This is a genomic window from Pseudomonas meliae (assembly GCF_001400515.1).
In the GTDB taxonomy this organism is placed as follows: Bacteria; Pseudomonadota; Gammaproteobacteria; order Pseudomonadales; family Pseudomonadaceae; genus Aquipseudomonas; species Aquipseudomonas amygdali.
Genome location: NZ_LJQT01000300.1, coordinates 1 through 18,847, shown reverse-complemented (window position 1 = coordinate 18,847; position 18,847 = coordinate 1). Strand labels below are relative to the sequence as shown.

General features: G+C 57.9%; 15 protein-coding genes and 3 pseudogenes. 9 read left to right on the top strand and 9 right to left on the bottom strand.

Going from position 1 to position 18,847, the window contains the following annotated elements; all coding sequences use genetic code 11:
* On the bottom strand, window positions 1–860 hold an 860-nt coding region (locus ALO64_RS13975), incomplete at its 3' end, for a pectate lyase family protein (protein WP_054991734.1).
* A gap of 279 nt (window positions 861–1,139) precedes the next feature.
* Complete coding sequence (locus tag ALO64_RS13970) at window positions 1,140–2,444, bottom strand: sensor histidine kinase (RefSeq protein WP_044344926.1); 1,305 nt, start codon at window positions 2,442–2,444, stop codon at window positions 1,140–1,142.
* Window positions 2,445–2,957: 513 nt separating this feature from the next.
* On the opposite strand from ALO64_RS13970, the gene ALO64_RS13965 reads away from it, so the two are divergent.
* The 8 genes and pseudogenes from ALO64_RS13965 (at window position 2,958) to ALO64_RS13930 (ending at window position 12,230) form a co-directional block, all read left to right on the top strand.
* Window positions 2,958–4,565 (top strand): M10 family metallopeptidase, encoded by a 1,608-nt coding sequence (locus tag ALO64_RS13965; RefSeq protein WP_044344918.1) that lies wholly within the window; start codon window positions 2,958–2,960, stop codon window positions 4,563–4,565.
* Window positions 4,566–4,905: 340 nt separating this feature from the next.
* On the top strand, window positions 4,906–6,309 hold the full coding sequence (locus ALO64_RS13960; RefSeq protein WP_044344919.1) for an amidase: 1,404 nt from the start codon (window positions 4,906–4,908) through the stop codon (window positions 6,307–6,309).
* An 80-nt stretch (window positions 6,310–6,389) separates the two neighbouring features.
* Window positions 6,390–7,148, top strand: coding sequence for a DeoR/GlpR family DNA-binding transcription regulator (locus ALO64_RS13955; RefSeq protein WP_044344920.1), 759 nt, complete (start codon window positions 6,390–6,392; stop codon window positions 7,146–7,148).
* The gene (locus ALO64_RS13950; protein WP_054991733.1) at window positions 7,126–8,412 is read left to right on the top strand and encodes a M20 family metallo-hydrolase; all 1,287 of its coding nucleotides are present in this window, start codon (window positions 7,126–7,128) and stop codon (window positions 8,410–8,412) included. Before ALO64_RS13955 ends, ALO64_RS13950 begins: the two co-directional genes overlap by 23 nt.
* Window positions 8,413–8,421: 9 nt before the next feature.
* Entirely contained in the window at window positions 8,422–9,375 is a 954-nt protein-coding gene (locus ALO64_RS13945) for an aminoglycoside phosphotransferase family protein (RefSeq protein ID WP_002553221.1), read from the top strand.
* Window positions 9,372–10,307, top strand: a pseudogene (locus ALO64_RS13940) (phosphotransferase). Before ALO64_RS13945 ends, ALO64_RS13940 begins: the two are co-directional and overlap by 4 nt.
* A gap of 136 nt (window positions 10,308–10,443) precedes the next feature.
* Window positions 10,444–10,704 (top strand): hypothetical protein, encoded by a 261-nt coding sequence (locus ALO64_RS13935; protein WP_044344923.1) that lies wholly within the window; start codon window positions 10,444–10,446, stop codon window positions 10,702–10,704.
* On the top strand, window positions 10,701–12,230 hold the full coding sequence (locus ALO64_RS13930) for a sodium:solute symporter family protein (protein ID WP_005731750.1): 1,530 nt from the start codon (window positions 10,701–10,703) through the stop codon (window positions 12,228–12,230). Before ALO64_RS13935 ends, ALO64_RS13930 begins: the two co-directional genes overlap by 4 nt.
* On the opposite strand, the pseudogene ALO64_RS13925 reads toward ALO64_RS13930, so the two are convergent.
* A pseudogene (locus tag ALO64_RS13925) lies at window positions 12,227–12,373 on the bottom strand (LysR family transcriptional regulator); the annotation flags it as partial. The gene ALO64_RS13930 and the pseudogene ALO64_RS13925 sit on opposite strands and share 4 nt — an antisense overlap.
* 15 nt (window positions 12,374–12,388) lie before the next feature.
* Window positions 12,389–13,225 (bottom strand): pirin family protein, encoded by an 837-nt coding sequence (locus ALO64_RS13920; RefSeq protein WP_002553225.1) that lies wholly within the window; start codon window positions 13,223–13,225, stop codon window positions 12,389–12,391.
* A 113-nt stretch (window positions 13,226–13,338) separates the two neighbouring features.
* Between ALO64_RS13920 and ALO64_RS13915 the strand changes: the two are divergent.
* Window positions 13,339–14,252: pseudogene (locus ALO64_RS13915) on the top strand (LysR substrate-binding domain-containing protein).
* A 31-nt stretch (window positions 14,253–14,283) separates the two neighbouring features.
* On the opposite strand, the gene ALO64_RS13910 reads toward ALO64_RS13915, so the two are convergent.
* The 5 genes from ALO64_RS13910 to ALO64_RS13890 all read right to left on the bottom strand — a co-directional run bounded on the left by ALO64_RS13910 (window position 14,284) and on the right by ALO64_RS13890 (window position 18,552).
* A complete protein-coding gene (locus ALO64_RS13910) occupies window positions 14,284–14,721 on the bottom strand; it encodes a helix-turn-helix domain-containing protein (RefSeq protein ID WP_002553227.1) in 438 nt (145 codons plus the stop codon).
* Between the two features lie 298 nt (window positions 14,722–15,019).
* Window positions 15,020–15,643, bottom strand: a complete 624-nt coding sequence (locus tag ALO64_RS13905; RefSeq protein WP_002553228.1) for a PqiC family protein — start codon at window positions 15,641–15,643, stop codon at window positions 15,020–15,022.
* Window positions 15,640–17,319, bottom strand: a complete 1,680-nt coding sequence (locus ALO64_RS13900; RefSeq protein WP_044344927.1) for a PqiB family protein — start codon at window positions 17,317–17,319, stop codon at window positions 15,640–15,642. Before ALO64_RS13900 ends, ALO64_RS13905 begins: the two co-directional genes overlap by 4 nt.
* Window positions 17,312–17,926: a paraquat-inducible protein A gene (locus ALO64_RS13895; protein WP_044344924.1), complete on the bottom strand. Its 615-nt coding sequence runs from the start codon at window positions 17,924–17,926 to the stop codon at window positions 17,312–17,314. Before ALO64_RS13895 ends, ALO64_RS13900 begins: the two co-directional genes overlap by 8 nt.
* Complete coding sequence (locus ALO64_RS13890) at window positions 17,923–18,552, bottom strand: paraquat-inducible protein A (protein WP_005731758.1); 630 nt, start codon at window positions 18,550–18,552, stop codon at window positions 17,923–17,925. The genes ALO64_RS13895 and ALO64_RS13890 overlap by 4 nt, the downstream gene beginning before the upstream one ends.
* Window positions 18,553–18,847 lie beyond the last annotated feature (295 nt).

The following is an 18,847-nucleotide window of genomic DNA, read 5'->3' as shown; positions in this document are numbered from 1 at the left end:
ACTTGATCGGAGAATCCCTTATGGCTGGTACTTCCAGTGTGGTAGTTGTTGTAAAGATGAACCTGACCAAACCGCACGCGCGGCCCGCGAGAGGAAATATTCTCGAACAACGAGTTATGAATGGTCACCTTCAGTTTGCCGTCATCGGCTGTTTTACTGTCACTTGAACCGATCAGGTTATTCTTTTCATGATTCCGGAGCACGGAATACGAGATGGTGACGTAGTTGGCGCCGTTCTTGACGTCCAGTGCGCCATCATGGTGTTGTTTTGGACGGCCATTGGCCGTGCCATTCTGATCATCGGTACGACGGCCGTCGGTAAACGTCACATGATCGATCCATACATTGCTGGCATCTTCGACCGTCAGACCGTCGTACTCCGAGTTCCAGTTGCCGGCGCTGCCATCTTCCGGGTCCCAAGGGTTTTCAATGGTCAGGTTGCGAATGATGACGTCGTTTTCCTTCGCGTAGAAAAACCCCTCCCTTATCCCGGCACTGCTGGAGGTGCCGACAATCGTGGTTTTGCCGGGGATGTCCAGGCGGGCGCGCTGCTTCATATCAGAGGTTTTGGTGTACGGTTTGCCCTCGCTGACATCAATAACCCCTGTCACCTTGATGATCCGGCCGTTGCTGCCTGCCGACGCAGCCAGTGCGGCTTTCAGCTCGGCGGCGTTTTTTACCGTATAAATGTTATTCGCTGCTGCCCTTGAACCACCCTTGGTGCCCCCGTTTTGAGTAGCCCAACCGGTAGTGGCAATATCGGTGGCGATATCGGCGTGGGCAGACAGTCTGACAGACAATAGCGATACAGGAATGCCGCCCGTCAATGCGAGCGGCGTTAAACCATGAGGCTTCAACATATGATCTATTCCTTGATTAATGTGTGTACAACGTGCAGTTATTGCAACTGCGTATCCCACAGCAAACATCCTGTTGCCAAGGCAGTAGCGCAAACAGAATGTTTGCTGTTGATTGAATATAGTCGTGAATCGGAAAGCGCCATTGTTGTGAGTGTATTTTTTGTAAAAGAGAACCCACGCTGTTTATTTTTTACAGGCATCTAACGCGCAATAAGTACATTGCTATTGTCGCCATGATGGTAATGTAATTCATCAGACGTCCGTGAAGTAGTGGGGCGCTTAATTCGTTGAATTGATCGGACCCAGTATTCTCAGATAGAGATGCACGGTCGTCCCGTTTTCAGGTGCTGTTTCGACGCGTGCGCCTCCGCCTGCGTTCACCGCAAACTCCTGCACCTGAACAAGGCCCAGGCCGGCACCTGGTTCGTAGCGTCTGGTGGTGAAGAAGGGTTCGAATATCTGTTCCTTGAGATCGGCGGCCATGCCTGGGCCATTATCAGCCACGCTGAGTACCAGGTAGTCGCCTTCCGGCAATCGTGGGTCTTCCTTGACTGACTCCAGTCGAGTGGCGATATGTACCTTGCCAGACCCTGACATTGCATCACGGGCGTTGGCCAAGAGGTTCAATACGGCGGCGTGCAACTGCGCTTCGGCGCACAGGACGCCCCAGCCCTGTGCGCTAAGGTCGAACGACAGTTCCAGATTGTCGCCTGCCGAGCGCAATAACAGATCACGGGCGGCATCGATCCGTTCGCTGACATCGATGCAGATCAGTTCGGGGCCGTCCTGACGAACGCTATCGAGCAAACGGGTGACCAATTGTCGACCGTGATCCACAGCTCGCAGGCCCGTGTCACTGAGCGTCTCGACATCAGCTGGGCGACGCGAGCGCATGCGGACAAGTTGCAGGCTGGCGCTCAGCGCCTGGAGCAGGTTGTTGAAGTCGTGGGCGATGCTCGCTGTGAGCATTCCCAATGACGACACCCGCTGTGACTCGCGCAGATTGCGCTCAACGGCCAGGCTTTGACTCTGTGCGCTTTCGAGTCCCAGGGCCAGTTCTGCGGCATGTTGGTCGCGTTGTTGTGTAAACAGGCGATATTGCATCAAGGCTGCGGTCTGGCGGGCCAGTGCCAGCAGGGCCAGACGTTGTTGTTCGGTCAGAACACGCGGCCAGATATCGATTATACACACCGTGCCCAGCGCATGGCCCGTGTCGGTGCGAATCGGTGCGCCTGCATAAAACCGGATATAAGGAGGGCCCAGCACCAGCGGGCTTTCTCTGAAGCGGGGGTCGGTGGTTGCATCTTCTACGACCAGCACATCGGAAGGTTGCAGGATTGCGTGTGCGCAGAAGGCCAGATCGCGATGGGTTTCCTTGACGTCCAGGCCGATGCAGGCCTTGAACCACTGGCGTTCCCGGTCAACCAGCGAAACCAGGGCGATGGGCGCGTCGCACAGCGTGGTAGCGAGCAGCACAATGTCGTCGAAGTCCTGCTCGGGAGCGCTGTCCAGTATCCTGAGATGCTCAAGAGACAGGACTCGTTCTTCTTCGTTGGCAGGAAGTGGCGCAGGGTGGTGGGTCATGGGGCGCACCGCGATCAGATGAGATAAGGTCTTATGATGCCTATGATTTATACAGGGCAGCAAGGTACACAGCGTATAAATGCACGCGATCCGGCCGGACGCGTCAGGCTTCAGTTCTGTGCCTGTCGCGAACGCTGAACCGTCCAGCGCGTCGACAGCCGTTACACGATAGCTCAACTGTACCGCCTTCGTTGCCGGTCTTGATCGGGTTCTCGCGTTTTGCCGTGAATGCTCATTGGCGGCTTGGGCAATGAACCCGGTCAGTTGGAATCGTGGGTTTAAAGAAGGTTTCATGTAGCGTTATTAGTAGGAGGCGTATAATAGCTATAAAAGTACATTCGTAATAAGAAGTCTGCGGGTGTTGGCAATGCGCGTCCGGCATCCGTAAGTAGTTTGCTTGTAACTTATTGTGCCCATAGTGTGCCTGTTATGTAATAAACTGCCTGGCGATTTTTGCGTGGGCAAAGATCGTTGGTTAATCACTAACGTGTGTATTCTTCAGGAGCATTGCTGATGCCCGGCCCAAATGATTCAAGTCCTGCCGAACTTTTGCCCGAAGGGTCTCCCGACGACAGAGTCACCAGCCTGTTGTGGGGGCCGTTCTGGTTAGGCGATTCAACCGGTACTCACCTCACTTACAGCTTTCATACTGCCAACTCCGTCTATGCCACTGACTACAGTCGCTCTCAGGAGCCCAGCGATGCCTATTCACTGACCGATGCCCAGGCAGCGGCGGCAAGAAGTGCGTTGGGTGCATGGAGTGCAGTGGCAGACATCAAATTCACCGAGGTTCAGGACACCCCGGACAATGTCGGAGACATTCGTTTTGGCGGCTTCAAGAGTCTGCAAAGTACTGAGTACGGCCAGGCTTACGCGCCAGGCACACTGGGCCGGTCCGGTGATGTCGGGATCGGGCCGAAAGTCAACGCGGCTGATCCTGCCAAAGGCACGGATGATTACCTGACGTTCATGCATGAAACGGGTCATGCATTGGGTTTGAAACATTCGTTTGAAGCCTCGCAATACAACGATGTTCTGCTCGATGCCAAGTTTGAAGATGCCCGTTACACCATCATGAGCTACACCAACAACTACAGTTTCAAACCCACCACGCCGATGTTACTCGATGTGGCGGCCATGCAGTTCATATACGGTGCCAACACCAGCTATCACACCGGTAATGACGTCTACAAATGGGCACCCGATCAGTCGGTGTTCGAGACGATCTGGGACGCTGGTGGCAAGGATACGATTGATGCCAGCAATCAGGCTTCGTTTGTGAAGATCAACCTCAACGAGGGTGAGTTCAGCACCATCGGCAAGGCGTTCCTCGATTACAACCAGAATCCTGATGCCCCGACGCTGATGAACTCAGGGCTGGCGATTGCCTACGGTGCGCATATTGAAAACGCCATTGGCTCTGCTTTCAATGACACGCTGATCGGCAACAGCCTGGATAACGTGCTTGATGGTCGTGGCGGTCTTGACACCATGATTGGCGGTCTGGGTAACGACACCTACGTTATTGATCAGGCTGGTGAGCTCGCTTTGGTGCAAGAGAAGGCCAATGAGGGCATCGATACACTCAAGATCACCTATGACAACACATCGCCGGTTGCCACAGTGATCGACCTGAATGCAGGCCCGCTGGCCAACTTTGAAAACGTCCACCTAAAAGGTGAGGGCGAGTTCACTTTGCTGGGCAATGATCGCAACAATACCCTGACCGGTAACGATGCGAACAATGTGCTGTTCGGCGGCGCGGGCAATGACAAGCTGGTTGGCGGTCTGGGCGCAGACATCATGACCGGTGGCAGCGGTGCTGACCGTTTTGTGTTCAATGACCTGGCAGAAATGGGCAAAGGCCACGCCAGCGACGTGATTACCGACTTCAACAGCCAGCAGGGTGACAAGCTGAGCTTCCTGAAAATGGATGCCAACGTGGACACCAAAGCCCTTGATGCTTTCAGCTTCATTGGCAGCGGCGAGTTCACAGGCGCTGGCCAGCTGCGTTTCGCCGACCACGTGCTGTCCGGCAACGTCAATGGTGATTTGCATGCAGACTTTGAAATCCAGCTGGTCGGTGTAACCAAGTTCCATGCTCACGATCTGGCGGTTTGATCGCTGACTTGAAATACCGGTTTCAATGACAGGACTGCGCCACGGACAGGCGCCGTTCTATCTGCTTGCCCATCGCCTCCTTCTTTCTTTCTCCTGCCTCTTCCCGCCGTTTTAACTGCGCACCGCAATTGGGCGACGCAGGGTTTTGAGCTTTTTTTGGCACCGTGACGGTGCTGTTACAAAATTTAAAACCACAAATTCAATATATCCAACAAAACCCACTTGACGCGCCAGCCCCTGCTGAATGTAATGCGCCGACAGTCGTCGGCACTGGGCATTGCGCAGAAGTATCTCACTGATGAAAGAGGTATCTACATTGATTGAGCCACAGCCATCGTCCATGCCTACCGTGATTGAAGCTGCCGCGCTTGTCCGCAAAGGCTGCATGACGCCGATACGCTTGACTGAGTTATGTCTGGCAACGATTGAAACCCACAATTCCACACTCAATGCGTTTGGTGACGTATACGCCGATGTCGCGCTCGAACAGGCCTGGACGATGACTGCCGAACTGCAGCGTGGTCAGGTAAGAGGTCCGCTGCACGGCATACCCTTTGGCATCAAGGACCTCTTTTCGACAGCGGGACTGCGCACCACGCGTGGCTCGTTGACTGCTCTGGACTCGGTGCCGGTCCAGGATGCACCGATCATTCGCCGCCTCAAGAATGCTGGTGCGATCATTCTGGGCAAGACAGCGACGACCGAATTCGGCTGGACCGGCGCAAGTACGTCACGGGTGTTCGGCAACGGGCGTAACCCCTGGGACCCGGCACTGACCAGTGGTGGCTCCAGTTCCGGCTCGGCGATTGCGGTGGCGGCGCGCATGGTGCCGGCCGCACTGGGCTCCGATGGTGGCGGCTCGGTGCGCATACCTGGCTCGTTCTGTGGTGCGTTCGCCCTCAAAGGCACTCTGGGACGCATTCCGACCTGGCCCTGGTCAGCCACCGAGATGCTCAGTCATGCCGGACCGATTACCCGAACCGTGCGTGATAGCGCGTTGCTGTTCGATATCCTGTCGGGGTCGGATCCGCTGGATCACCAGGCGCTGCCAGCCCCTGACGAGTCCTTTCTGGCACGGTGTGACCAACCGTTGAGTCCGTTGCGTATCGGCTTCTGCCCGACGCTTTTTGACACACCGGTCGACGCGCAAATCGCCTCAGCGGTCGAAGCCGCCGTAGGCAACATCTCCAGGTCGCTGCCCGTCACGGTCAGCACGCTCAAACCGAACTGGCAGGACCCGCTGGCGACGTTCGAAACGCTGTGGGTTGCCGGGCGCGGTATTGCTTATGGCAAAGCGCTTGCGCAGCAACTGGACCAGCTTGACCCTGGCTTTGCCGATCTGATCAGGCGTTCTGCCCAGTACAGCCTGAGTGATTACTTGCAGGCACTCCAACAGCGCGCTGCGTTTGCCAATCAGGTCCATGCGCTGTTTGAAGATTACGATTTGCTGATCATGCCCACGTTGCCGATTCTGCCGTTTGCTGCCGACGACGTGGCACCGGCCGGTTATGCCGGGCAGGACGGCGCTTTGCCGTGGGCGCGCTGGACGCCATTTACTTACCCTTTCAACATTACCGGCAACCCGGCGGCCAACCTGCCCTGCGGGTGGAGTTCCGGCGGGCTGCCCATTGGTCTGCAAGTGGTCGGGCCACGCTTTGCCGACGCTCAGGTGCTGCAGTTCTGTGCCGCTGTGGAAGCCATCGCGCCATGGGATCAACACTTGCCACCGATTTTGGGGCAGTAGCCATGTCCCTCTTGCTTGCGGATCAACGGCCAACGGGCCCGGACACTGGAGTTCTTACTTTGCAACGGAATGCCACCCCCATGCTCAATCAGCCGCGCCTGGACGAAATCATGCGCCTGCTCGCCCAACAGCAGCGTGTCAAGGCGTCGGACCTTGCACAATTGCTGTTCGTGTCCGAAGAGACCATTCGCCGCGACTTCAAGTATCTGGAAGAAGAGGGCCGATTAAGGCGAATTCACGGTGGCGCGATTCTGCCCAGATCCAGCGAAGAACTGCCTTTGCAGGAACGCAGCAGGCTCAAGCCCCGCGCCAAGGCAGGTATTGCTGCCCGCGCTGCGCAACTGGTCAGCGAAGGCATGGCGATCTTCCTCGACACCGGTACTTCGACGCTGGCGCTGGCCCAGCAACTGACGCGGTTCAGCCAGTTGAAGATCATCACCAATTCGCTGGACCTCGCCCAGTTGATATCGCACCAAAGCGACAATCAGGTGCTGGTTGCGCCCGGCGATGTGCGGCGTACCGACAACGCCTTGATCGGGCCGCACACGCTGGAGTTCGCCCGGCAGTTTCATTACGACATCGCCTTCATGGGTATCGGCGGCATTGATCTGGACCTGGGGCTGATGGATTACCAGGAGCCGGAAGCCATGTTGCGCAGGACGCTGGTCAGGCACTGCGCGTGCAGTGTTGTGCTGGCTGATGATGGCAAGTTCGGTCATCGCACCTTTATCAATACTCTTCCGTTCGCCGCGATAACCACCCTGGTCACCAATCGCGCGTTATCCGACGAGTTTGTGACACGCCTGGAGAAAGATCATGTCGACACCCTCTATCCCTGAATTGATGGAGCCAGGTGCAGCTGATCTGGCGGCATTTGAAGCGCTGTTTCAGCAAAGCTCGGCCATTGGTGCAACACCGGCGGGTGGCTTGCACCGGCTGGCGGCATCGGCTGAAGACGGTCGGGTGCGCGACCTGTTTCGGGACTGGCTGAAAGAGCACGGCTTTGAAGTGCGTGTCGATGCGATCGGCAACCTGTTCGGCCTCATGACGTTTGATCCCCAGGCGCCTTATCTGCTGTGCGGTTCACATCTGGACAGCCAGCCGAGCGCGGGTCGTTTCGACGGTGTATACGGCGTGCTTGCCGCTGCCGTGGCGGTCTCCAGTCTGGCGCGGCAACTGCGTGATCGCGGTGAAATACCTGCCTGCAATCTGGCCGTCGTCAACTGGACCAACGAGGAGGGCGCCCGCTTTCAGCCGAGCCTGATCGGCAGCGGTGTATTTACCGGGGCACTGGCCCTGGAAAATGCCTGGGAAAGCCGCGATGGCGATGGCATCCGTTTGAAGGATGCGCTGCAAGCCATAGGTTATCTGGGTAATGATCAGGTTGATTTGAACATTGCCGGATACGTCGAAATTCATGTCGAACAAGGCACTGGCCTGGAAAGCAGCCAGACGGCAATCGGCGTGGTCCGGGAAACCTGGGCCGCGTTGAAACGGCGGGTGCGTTTCGATGGCGAGCAGAATCATACCGGCCCTACGCCCATGGCCGCCCNNNNACGCCGTGACGCATTGCTGGCTGCCGCACACACCATCACGGCGGTGCGCGACGAAGCCGGGCAACATGGCTTGCAGATGCACAGCTCGGTAGGACGTATCGAGGTGTACCCCAATTCACCCAATGTCGTGCCTTCCCGGGTCTCCCTGCTGATCGAGTACCGCTCCCGCGATGTCGGTCTGCTGAGCGCGGCAGGTGAACGCCTGGACGCAACGTTGCACACCATCGCCGACAGGACCATGACCGGGTTTGAGGTGGAAAGCAGCGTACTGCGCCCGCCCGCCAGGCTGCATGAAGGGTTTGCGGAACTGGCGCACGCAGTAGGCGGCGAGCTGGGCCTGTCGACCGCCGACAGCATGACGGTCGCCGGTCATGACGCGATCAGCATGAACCGCCATTACCCGGTGTGCCTGCTGTTCATCCCCAGCAGCAATGGCGTTTCCCATAACGAGGCCGAATACACCAACGATCAGGACATGCGCAACGGTTTGCGCATGCTGACCGGGCTGTTGTATCGGGCTTGCACCTCATCCGCTTCGTTTCGTTGAGGACTGACCATGTCATATGCTGACGACCTGACCACACGCCTGCTCGGCGCATTGGCAAACTGCGGGCTGGATGCGAACGCGCACACCGAGGTCGTTACGCAGGGCGTGGCATCGCCCTCCAGGCTGTCGACCGAATGGACGGGTTTTCGAGTTGCCGGTGCACAGGGCGCTGTTTACGCCAAGGTGCTGCATACCGATATGGCGCAACTGATTGATTTCGAAAAGGCAGCGCAGGCCAGTGAATGCGCAGGCCGTAGCGGCGCGGCACCGCGCTTGCTTGGCGCAGACACGGCCTGCGGTGTGCTGATTTTCGAGGATCTGGGTCTGGACTGGCGTGCTGCCCGGCTCGATGACTTGCTCGCGCCGGGCCACCTTCAGGCGCTGTGGGCGCTGAAGCGGCTGGTGCATGTCGGGCCTGTGCCTGATGTTGTGCGCTCGCCGATGATGGATATCGAGCGCCTTCGCACACTCTGCGAACGTGACAACGTTGCACTGCCCGCAGAACACCAATGGATTGACCGCTGTGTTGACATGGTCTGGCAGGCATTGCAGACCCGCTCTGTGCAGGCGGTGCCGCTGCACGGCGACGGCGTTGCCAGCAATGTGATGGTGTCAAGCGAAGGCCGGTTGCGCCTGGTGGATTTCGACTACGGCGGCTGCATGGACCCCTGGTACGACGTTGCGATTACCCTCAACGAGCTTTATTCGTTTGAAAGCCAGTGGCGCGAAGGGATCAGCGCATGGGCGGGGCAGTGTCTGGAAGTCGACTATGCCGTCTGCCGCTTGTATGCGCTGATCAACGACTGGTACTGGACATTGTGGGGGCTTTGGGCAGGTACGACGTCCGTGCGGCCACTGGAGTTTTCCAAGGTCGGTCAATGGACGCTGCTGCGTTGCCGGCAGTGTGTTCAGGACCCGCGCCTGGAAGGCTGGATGCGTCAGGTTCAGGAGGGTAGAGCATGAAAACGTTAGGGCAGTCTGTCAGTACCCAGGAACGACAACTGGAAGCTGCGGTGCGCAGTATCGACAGTTGGCAGGGGCGGCGCGTCGGCTACGAGCCGGTCAGCGGCGGTATCTCCAACACTAATTGGCGGGTCGAGGTCGAGGGGGCCGACACGGCGTACTTCTTCAAGGTGCCGGGCGCCGGCACAGAAATGTTCATTGACCGCCACACGGCCCACGAGGCCAGTGTGAAAGCGGCGCAAACCGGCTACGGTGCGCCGGTGTTTGCGTTTCTTGAAGCGTTCGGTGTCGAAGTGTTCGAGTTCATGGAGGGCTGGCGGGCATCCTCCAATCATGACTTCCTGCAGCGCGACATACGCCACGGCGCTCTGCACGGGCTCAAGGCGTTCAACGATCAGCCGTTGCTGAAACAGACCAAGACCGTGTTCGATATGATTGCCGAGCACCAGAACCAGGTGGCGGAGCTCAAGGGCATCAAGCCTCAGGATGACGACTGGTTGTGCCTGCAATATCAGCGCGCAAAAGCTGCCCTGTAAGCTTCCGGAATTGATCTGGCACCGTGCATGAATGACACGCTGGCAGGCAACTTCATGCTCAACGCGGAGCGTCAGATTCGTCTGGTGGATTTCGAGTACGCCTCCAATAACGATCGCCATTACGAACTGGCGCTGTGGTTCGGCGAGATGTTTTTCAGTGACGAGATGGAGCTGGCGCTGATCGAGGACTACTTCGGTCAGGTCAGCGCGCAAACCGTAGCGCGGATCAAGCTGAACAAGGCGTTGGCAGATATCAAATGGTCAACCTGGGCAATGGTCCAGCACGCCGTGTCGCAACTCGACTTCGACTTTTACAAGTACGGCACCTGGAAGCACATGCGCGCGCGCAGCATCATCAATGATTCGCAATGGGAAACCTGGTTGCGACAGGCATGACCCGTCCTCTCCAGGCATACCTGTAACAAGCACTCCAATAATAAAAAAGTAGCGGGTGACCGCGTGTTCCTTTTCCTGCTTGAGTTTTATCCGATCACTTATCCATAGCCAGATCCTGAAATTCAAGGAGCACTCCATGAGTAACGTTCCGTCTTCTGAAAATCCCGGCCGCCTGAAAAATCTGGTGTTTGGCCTGTACTTCTTCGCGCTGTTGATGATGGCGCTGTTTCCACCGTTCTACCTCAAGGTCAGTGGCAGCACCGCGCTGGTGCTCGGTGTGCCACTGCCGATCTTCTACTGGTTTCTGATCGCCGTGCTCATGGGGCTGGGCCTGTGGATGCTGTACGTGGTCGAGTCTCTGCTGGGTGAAATTCCACAAGAGGGGGACGGGCAATGATCAGCACGACTATGGTTTCGGACCTTTACATCACCTTCGGCCTAATCGGCGTGTTCCTGGCGGGCATGATCGCCGTGTTGTACGCGACCAATCGCAAGAGCGAGAGCTTTTCCGACTACGCGGTGGGCGGTCGCTCCTACGGTCCCTGGTTCATCGCCATGTGCTACACCAACTCGTGGTGGCCGGGTGCAACGTTTACTGCGTTCTTTGCACTGTCTGTCGGTGGCGCGCTGGGCTTTTACGGCATGGTCTATGCCACGCTCGGCGTGACCGCCATGTACCTAATGGCCAATCGTGCCTGGACCTGGGGCAAGCGTTTCAACCTGACCACCCAGCCGGATCTGCTGGGCATGCGCTTCAATAGCCCGGTGGTCAAACGCATTGCTTCGATCATTGGCATCATCTCGGTATTCCCCTGGGTGGTGATGGGCATTCAGGCCCTCGCGACTCTTTTTCAGTTCGCCAGTTTCGGCCGTTGGGGCGTGACGACTTGCCTGCTGGTCGGGGTGGTGGTGATTCTGATTCGGCAGTACTGGACGGTGAGCATGGGCATGCGCGGTCTGATCATGACCGACATGTATCAGGGGCTGATTGCCTACGTGCTGTGTGCCGCGCTGTGCATTTTCCTGCTGTTCGGTGCTCAGGCGTCGTTCGCCAACCTGTCGCAACTGCCCGCCAGCATGCTGGTGATCCCCGGCGGCGCAGGCAGCACTTACGGCCCGATGTACATGTTCAGCCTGATCTTTACCGGGGTGATCGGCTCAATGTGCTGGCCCATGAGCTTTCAGCGTATCTATACCGCCAGCGGTGTGCGTTCGGTGAAGAAGGGCACACTCCTGACCATCATGCTGGTGGGTGGCTTCTACGGCATTCTGATGCTGTTCGCCGCGGCAATCAGTCAGGACCCCAACGTGGCCGCGCATCCGCAGCATGGCTGGTTCCTGTCACTGTTCGATATCGGCGGGCCGTGGTTGCTGGGGCTGGCAATCATGATTGTCCTGGCGGCCAGCATCGGCCATGTCGACGGCTGCGTTCAGGTGTGCGGTACACAGTTTGCCAACGATCTGGCGACCTGGAGCAAGCCGCGCAGTGATCGCGAGAAGACTGTTCTCGCCAAGGTGGGCATGGTGGTTTTCATCGCGGCGGCGTCGCTGTTGGCGTACCTGACCTTCGATTACGCGCGCCTGCAACTGCTGGCACAGATTTCCTATCAGGGCATCATCCAGCTGGCCGTGCCGCTGTTCTTCGGCGTCTTCAGCCGTCGTGGCAACAAGCAAGGCGCGATTGCCGGCATGCTGGTCGGTATTGTGATCGCGATTGTGCTGACCACAATTTACCCCGACGACATTCCGGCACTGGGTTCGTTGACCAGCGGCATCATCGGCCTGATCTTCAATGCGGGCATTTTTGTCGCGTGCGCCATTGCGATCAAGCCAAGTGCGGAGGAGGTCAGACGCGTTGATGAGTTGTTCGCCATGGCAGCACCGGCGCGCCATGGCGTGCGCCCGATTGCTGCTATGGGCTAGTCGATAAAAGCCCTGAGCGGCGAGGGCAGGTAGCGGCGTTCTGGATAGTACAGATACGGCCAGGTGAGGCGCTGCCACCTGGGCTCAAGTATCGGTTCCAGTGCGCCGCTGTCCAGATGAGTACGTAGCCGGTTTTCGAACAGGAGGCAGCTGCTCAATCAGAGCCTGCCTTGCTCGCGCAGCACTGCGCCGATTCGCTCTATTTCCAGTTCGCCCTGATTAAGCGCGGCCTTACTGGTGTGCACCGAATAGTAGCCGGTGACCAGATCATGCGGATGCTTGACTGCCGACCCCAGCACGAAATGGGTATCGCCTTTTGCGACGAAGTCGATAGGGCGATCCGATTCCTCGAAAATAGCCAGTTCGCCAGCGCTGATCGGGCCGCCTGCGTCGAGGTGTCCGGCGTTGATCGCCAGCCAGGCGACGCTATGACCTGCGGGCGGCGTGTAGCGCCAGTGCTCGCCGTCTTTCAGTTTTACGGCCAGATAATTCATGCCCTGTGGTGCAGGTATGCTGCTTTGTGCTGCACCGTAACGCCCCAGCAGCACCTGTGCCGGGCCTTGCCGCGCAACCTGCGACGCCGCCAGATAAACGCTGTGTGCAGGGCCATTCTCTTGCGCTGCGGGCAGGGCTATCCATAGCTGAAAGCCTGTAATCGGCGCATCGCTTACCGGCTGGGCGTCATGCCATACGCCATTGCCCGCGCTCATCCATTCCACACCACCGTTGGGCAATATGCCTGATTTACCGGTGGTGTCTTCGTAGGCCATTTCGCCTTCGATCATATAGGTCAGCGTTGCAATTCCTGAGTGTGGATGCATGCCGAAGCCTTTTTTTCCCGGCTCGGGTTTGAAGCCGAATTGATCAAGAAATACGAAAGGCTTCAATAACTGACCCAGATCGCCAGGGCTCATCAGGCGAGTGATAGGCCCTCGGCTTTTGCCGCTGGTGCGATGGGTGATGGCGCGTGGCTGAATGCTGACGATAGTGTTCATAGCGTTGTCCTCTAGGCCTTGATGCCTGAGCACAAAGAATAAGCCTCTGTGGATTGCTTGATTAGTCGGTATAGTTGGTTTGGACTCATCCATAAATGGAAGGAATAAACCCCGTGGCGCTTGACCTCAACGATGTCGCCCTGTTTGTGCAGGTCGTGCGCAGCGGCAGCTTTGCGCAGGCGGCAAGGCATCTGGGCATGCCTTCAAATACGGTCAGCCGCAGGGTTCAGCAATTGGAAATACAGCTGGGCACTCGATTGTTGCATCGGTCGACACGCAAGCTGGTCCTCACCCAGGCAGGTGAAGACTTCCACGAACGCTGTGTGGGCGCTGTCGATGGTTTGATGGATGCCGCAGAGCAACTTGTTTCACATCGAGAAGAACCTGGCGGTCGGCTGCGCATCGCCGCAATGGCGGATTTCTTCGATTTCTTTTCGATGGAGTGGGTGGCTGATTTTCTTGCCGAATATCCTCTGGTTCAGCTGGAGTTCGTGCTCAGCGATGAGCGCGCCGACCTGATCGCTGACCGGCTGGACATCGCGTTTCGCGGCGGCCCTTTGCAGGATTCGGGCTACGTAGGGCGTCAATTGATCGAAGAGGGGCATGACACTATGGTCGCCAGCCCGGCGTATATCGCCGCTCACGGCATGCCGGACTCGCTGCAGAGCCTGCACGGGCATTACTGCGTCAGCACGGCGCATCCCGGCGGGAGCACTGTCTGGCGGTTGCTCGGGCCGGACGCGAAGATGCATGAGGTGCACAGATGGCCAGCCGATTCAATGCCAACACCGCGCAGGCATTGCGTAAAGCGACCCTGGCAGGGCTTGGTATTGCGCTATTGCCCGCGACGCTCATCCGCTCGGATTTGCGCGATGGCAGACTGGTGCCGGTACTGACGCAGTACCAGCGCACCAGTCATGGTCTGCATGTGCTTTATCCCAGTCGGCAACATCTGCCGCCTGCGGTGTCGGCATTCATAGCGCTGGTCATGGAAAAACTCAGGGACAAGGCGTTTGCGGCGCAATGAGCCGCCTTGGCGGCACACTACATGCTCTGCGTCACTTCAACTTCGAGGTCATGTAGATCAGCCGAACGGTCGCAACCGTAATGGCTTCTGCGTCGTTCTTGATGTTTTCCAGCTGGTCGCTGTCGACGTTGCTTTCGCCTGCATTTGATTCAATCAAGCGGGTCACGTGGTACAGGTTCTGAGTCACGTCGTGCAGGTTGCCGTGCAGGCGAGCAACAACGCGGTTGAGAGGAGCGCAGGCCTGGCTATTCGAAATCGTGACGGCGGGTGAGCTGAGACCGGTCACCACGTAGGCCACATCCACGCCCGCATTCGAGACGCTGGAAAGGTAGTCTGCCCGAGGCGAGCGAACACCGTTTTCGTAGTTGCCCTGAGCGTTGGTTTCCACGCCACCTATCGCGCCCAGTGCGCTTTGCGAAAGTTTGAGGCGCAGACGTTCCTTTTTCAGCCGTGCTCCGATCCCTGTCATCCGTTTGTCCTCGATAGACTGTCCGCTGCAAGCCAAAGGCTTGTTGCCACACATCAGGGTTAACAAGCGTTACTGGCACTGATCGATAAGGCACTCCAACAGACCCGGAAAACTGAGCATTCGGGCCGATCAGGTACTAACGTGCCAGACAGGCGGTAGAGTGTACGTAGGAATTAAACAGGGTGATACATTTTTGTACGGACTTGAACGCTTTTAAACGGCGGTTTTGCAAGGCTTTCTGCAGCCATGTTGCCTGAAACCGGGAGGTCTTTAATGGACCTCCCNNCTCCCGATAGGCTTACAGGCAGTGAGAGGCGGGCTGTGCGGTCCAGCTGGCGGCAGTTGCGGCGATCTTGTCAGCTAACCGGGACACGGCCTTCTGATGGGCGATGATGAGATTTTCCATGCCTTCCCCGGCCTGTTCGCGAATCACGCTGCTGCACGTCAGACTCTGCCGCTTGCTGCCGGCGGTGGCGCCTGCATCGCGAAGCCCGAGCGTCCAGACCACATCGATCAACGCATAATTGCCAGGCATCGACTCGAAGCGGCGTACATCTGTACGGACCGAAAGCACCGGTTGATCGCTGTTTTTCGGCAGACCGGCCATGTCGCGGCTGCCGAAATGACGTTCAAGTTGCGGCGTCAGCGCATCGTGAAACTCGTCGCCCAGTGGCGAGCCCCAGCGTTCGGTGTCCAGAATCGCAAGGCTGCCGTTGCCCTGGCGAACCACCAGTGGCGGCTGGTCAACCTGAACCGGCATCAAGACCGGCAGCATCTCGAACTGAAACGGCATGGGTCTGGCCGCTACGCTGCTGGCCGCGCCCATGGGCGCAATCAGGGTGTAATAGTGGGTCTGCGTCGATGTGCAGGCACCCAGGCCCAGGGCTGCGGCAAGTAACGCCAGTTTCAGGCGCAAGGTCATTGTTTTGGCTCCAGATCAATGGCTCGGGATGAGGACGGGGCGTTGAACGAGCGTGGGGCTGCATCGCCCGTGCGACCGCGAATCAGCGATTCTGGATGGCGGCTGAGGAAGTCAGTCAGCACCCGTACCGAACGAGCGGTGCGCTGCACTTCATCCAGCGCCTGGCCCAATTGTTGACGCGCAGGCGAATCTTCAGCGAATGAATCGTTGGCGGTGCCCAGCGTTTTTTCAGCCTGCTGCAAGGTGCCACGCATCTGCGGCAGCACACTGCTGTTCACCTGTTTGAGGGTTTTCTGCAGCTCGCTCAGGCTGCCATTCAGATTCTTCGCCAGCTCGTCGATCGGCAGTTTGCTGAGCTTCTCGACGAACGCCTGCAATTGCTCCTGCAACTTGTCGAAGCTGCCCGGTACGGTCGGGATTTCCAGCGGACGGGCCTTGGCATTGAATGCCACTTTCGGTGCCTTGGGATCGAATTCCATGGCGATGTACAACTGGCCGGTCAACAGGTTGCCGTTGCGCACTTGAGCGCGAAGGCCGTTGGCGACAAACGCTCCCAGCACTCTGGCGGATTGTTCCTCTTCATCGCCCTTGCCGCCGAGTTCCTGCAGTTTCGACTCGGCCGCACCCAGGCGCTTGGGATAAATCACTGCACCCACGATACCTGGGAAGGTCTTGGTCGCCGGGTCGTAATCCAGATCGACCGACACCACCTTGCCGATATTGACGCCCAGAAAGTCTACCGCTGCGTTGACCGTCAACCCGCGAAGCGACTGATTGAAGCGCATGCGGATATAGCGCGGTTCGCCGTCGGGCGGAGCCAGCGCGGTGGCCTGATCATCGAATATCTTGAATTCGGCGTTCTCGTCGGCGAGTTTCGAGTCCGGGCTCCAGTTGGGCTCGCGGAAGGCAATGCCGCCGGAGATGATCGAGGTCAGCGACTGGGTATTGACCTTCACCCCTGACGCGCCAACCGTGATGTCGACCCCGCTGGCATTCCAGAAACGGGTGTCGGTGGTGATGTACTGATCATTTGGTGCGTTGATGAAGATCTGAATATCGACCCCGTGACCATCCTTGGACAACTCGTAGCCAACCACCTGACCGACCTGAATGCGTCGATAGTAGATCGGTGAGCCAATGTCCAGAGAGCCGAGGTCGTCGGTATGCAGTTTGAAGCGCTTGCCTTTTTCACCAAAAGTGACCGGTGGCGGTGTTTCCAGACCGGTAAAGCTGGTTTTAGTCTCTTCGGAGCTGCCCGCGTCGGCGCCAATGAAGGCGCCTGACAGCAACGTGTCGACGCCCGATACGCCGTGCGCGCCGATGCGCGGTCGCACCACCCAGAACTGGCTGTCGATTCTCGTGAACGGCGCGGCGCTGGTGTTCAGGTCGATGCTGGCCAGTACATGGGTACGGTCTTCACTAAGGGTGATAACGGTAACCATGCCGATGATCACGTTTTTGTATTTGACCTGGGTCTTGTTGGCCTCAAGGCCTTCTGCGGTCAGGAAGCTCACGGTGATTTTCGGGCCGATGTTCATCCAGTCATGCAAAGCCATGGATACGCCAATGATCGCTGCAACGATCGGCACCAGCCAGATCAGCGATACGCGCAGGCGACGACGTTTGACTTCAGGGCGTGGCACTGAAGCAGACGGGGGGAGGGTATTGTCAGACATCTTCAACCTCTGCGTCCCAGATAAGCCGGGGATCGAAACTCATGGCGGCGAACATCGTCATCACCACTACCAAGCCAAAAAACAGAATACCGATCCGCGGCTCGATGGTGCTGAGCTCGCGAAACTGAACCAGAGACGCCACAAGGGCCACAACCAGCACATCGAGCATCGACCAGTAGCCGATCAGCTCGATGAAACGGTAAAGACGTGCGCGCTCGCGCATCGCCCAGGTGCTGCTGTGCTGACACGTGATCAGCAGCATGCCCAGCACCAGAAATTTGATACAGGGCACCAGAACGCTGGCGACAAAGATCAGGATGGCAATGTCCCAAGAGCCGCTTTCAAAAAACTCCAGTACGCCGCTCATGATGGTGCTTTCACTGCGGTTGCCCAGCAGGTTGGTGTACATCACCGGCAGCACATTGGCCGGGATATAGAAGATCAGTGCGGCAATCAGATAAGCCCAGGTGCGGCTGATACTGTTGGGCTTGCGTCTGTGTACCGGTGAGTCGCAGCGCGGGCAACGCGTAGCGCCCTCCTGGCAGGCGTAACCGCAGGTATGGCACAGGCAGAGCTTGTGTTCATGGGCGAAGGGAATGCCGTTCATTGCGGCGGCACTCCCAGTTCATCCCACAACCTGCGGATGTCCTTGTTGGCGATCAGCAGAATCAGCACCATCAGCATGGCCATGGCCCACAGCCCGACGCCGGGATGCACGTCGAGCATTCCTGACAGCTTGATGATCGCCACCAGAATACCGAGCATGCACACTTCGAGCATGCTCCACGGCCGCAGGTGTTCCAGGGCGCGCATGCAGGCCCTGAAGCCGGGCGCGATGATGCCTTTGTGCGCATGTACTAACACCCAGAACAGCAAGGCGATCTGCAAAAGCGGCGCAAAGATAATCGAAAGGCCGGCGACCAGCGCAATGATCGTGATTCGCCCTTGGGCAAGGGCTTCAACCGATTGCCAGAGCGTGACCTCGTTGGTCAGGCCCTTCATGCTGATGCTGATCACGGGAAACAGGTTGGCGAATACAAAAAGCATGGCCGCAGCGACGGTCAGTGCCAGTAACTGCTCAATGGTCATTCGGTGGCCGCGCCCGAGCAGTGCCTCGCAACGCAGGCAGAACGCTGCTTCACCGGGCTTCAGCGGTTGCGCTTCGTACAGCGAGTCGCAATGCTCGCAAATGATCAGGCCAGGAGAGTGTTCAGTAGGATGCACAGTGCTCATCGACGCCATTGCTGCAGAGGTAAGGGGTGAGAACGCGAAGCACGAAAAGATACCTCGTTAATGGCAGTGTGAAGCGTTTTTTTTTGTACAGTCCATGCCAACGTATTGGTACACGTCATTGACCGCGATAGCGGTGGGTGGTTCACATGTCATAGCGCCATTATTCCATGCGGGAGCACATGCAGGAATAAGGGTGGAGAATATGTCGGCAACCGATGCCTTTTACACTCATCTGCAAGGCATCGGTCGCCGTATTGTTTTCAAACAGGCCTGTCCTAGGGATTCTCCGATCAAG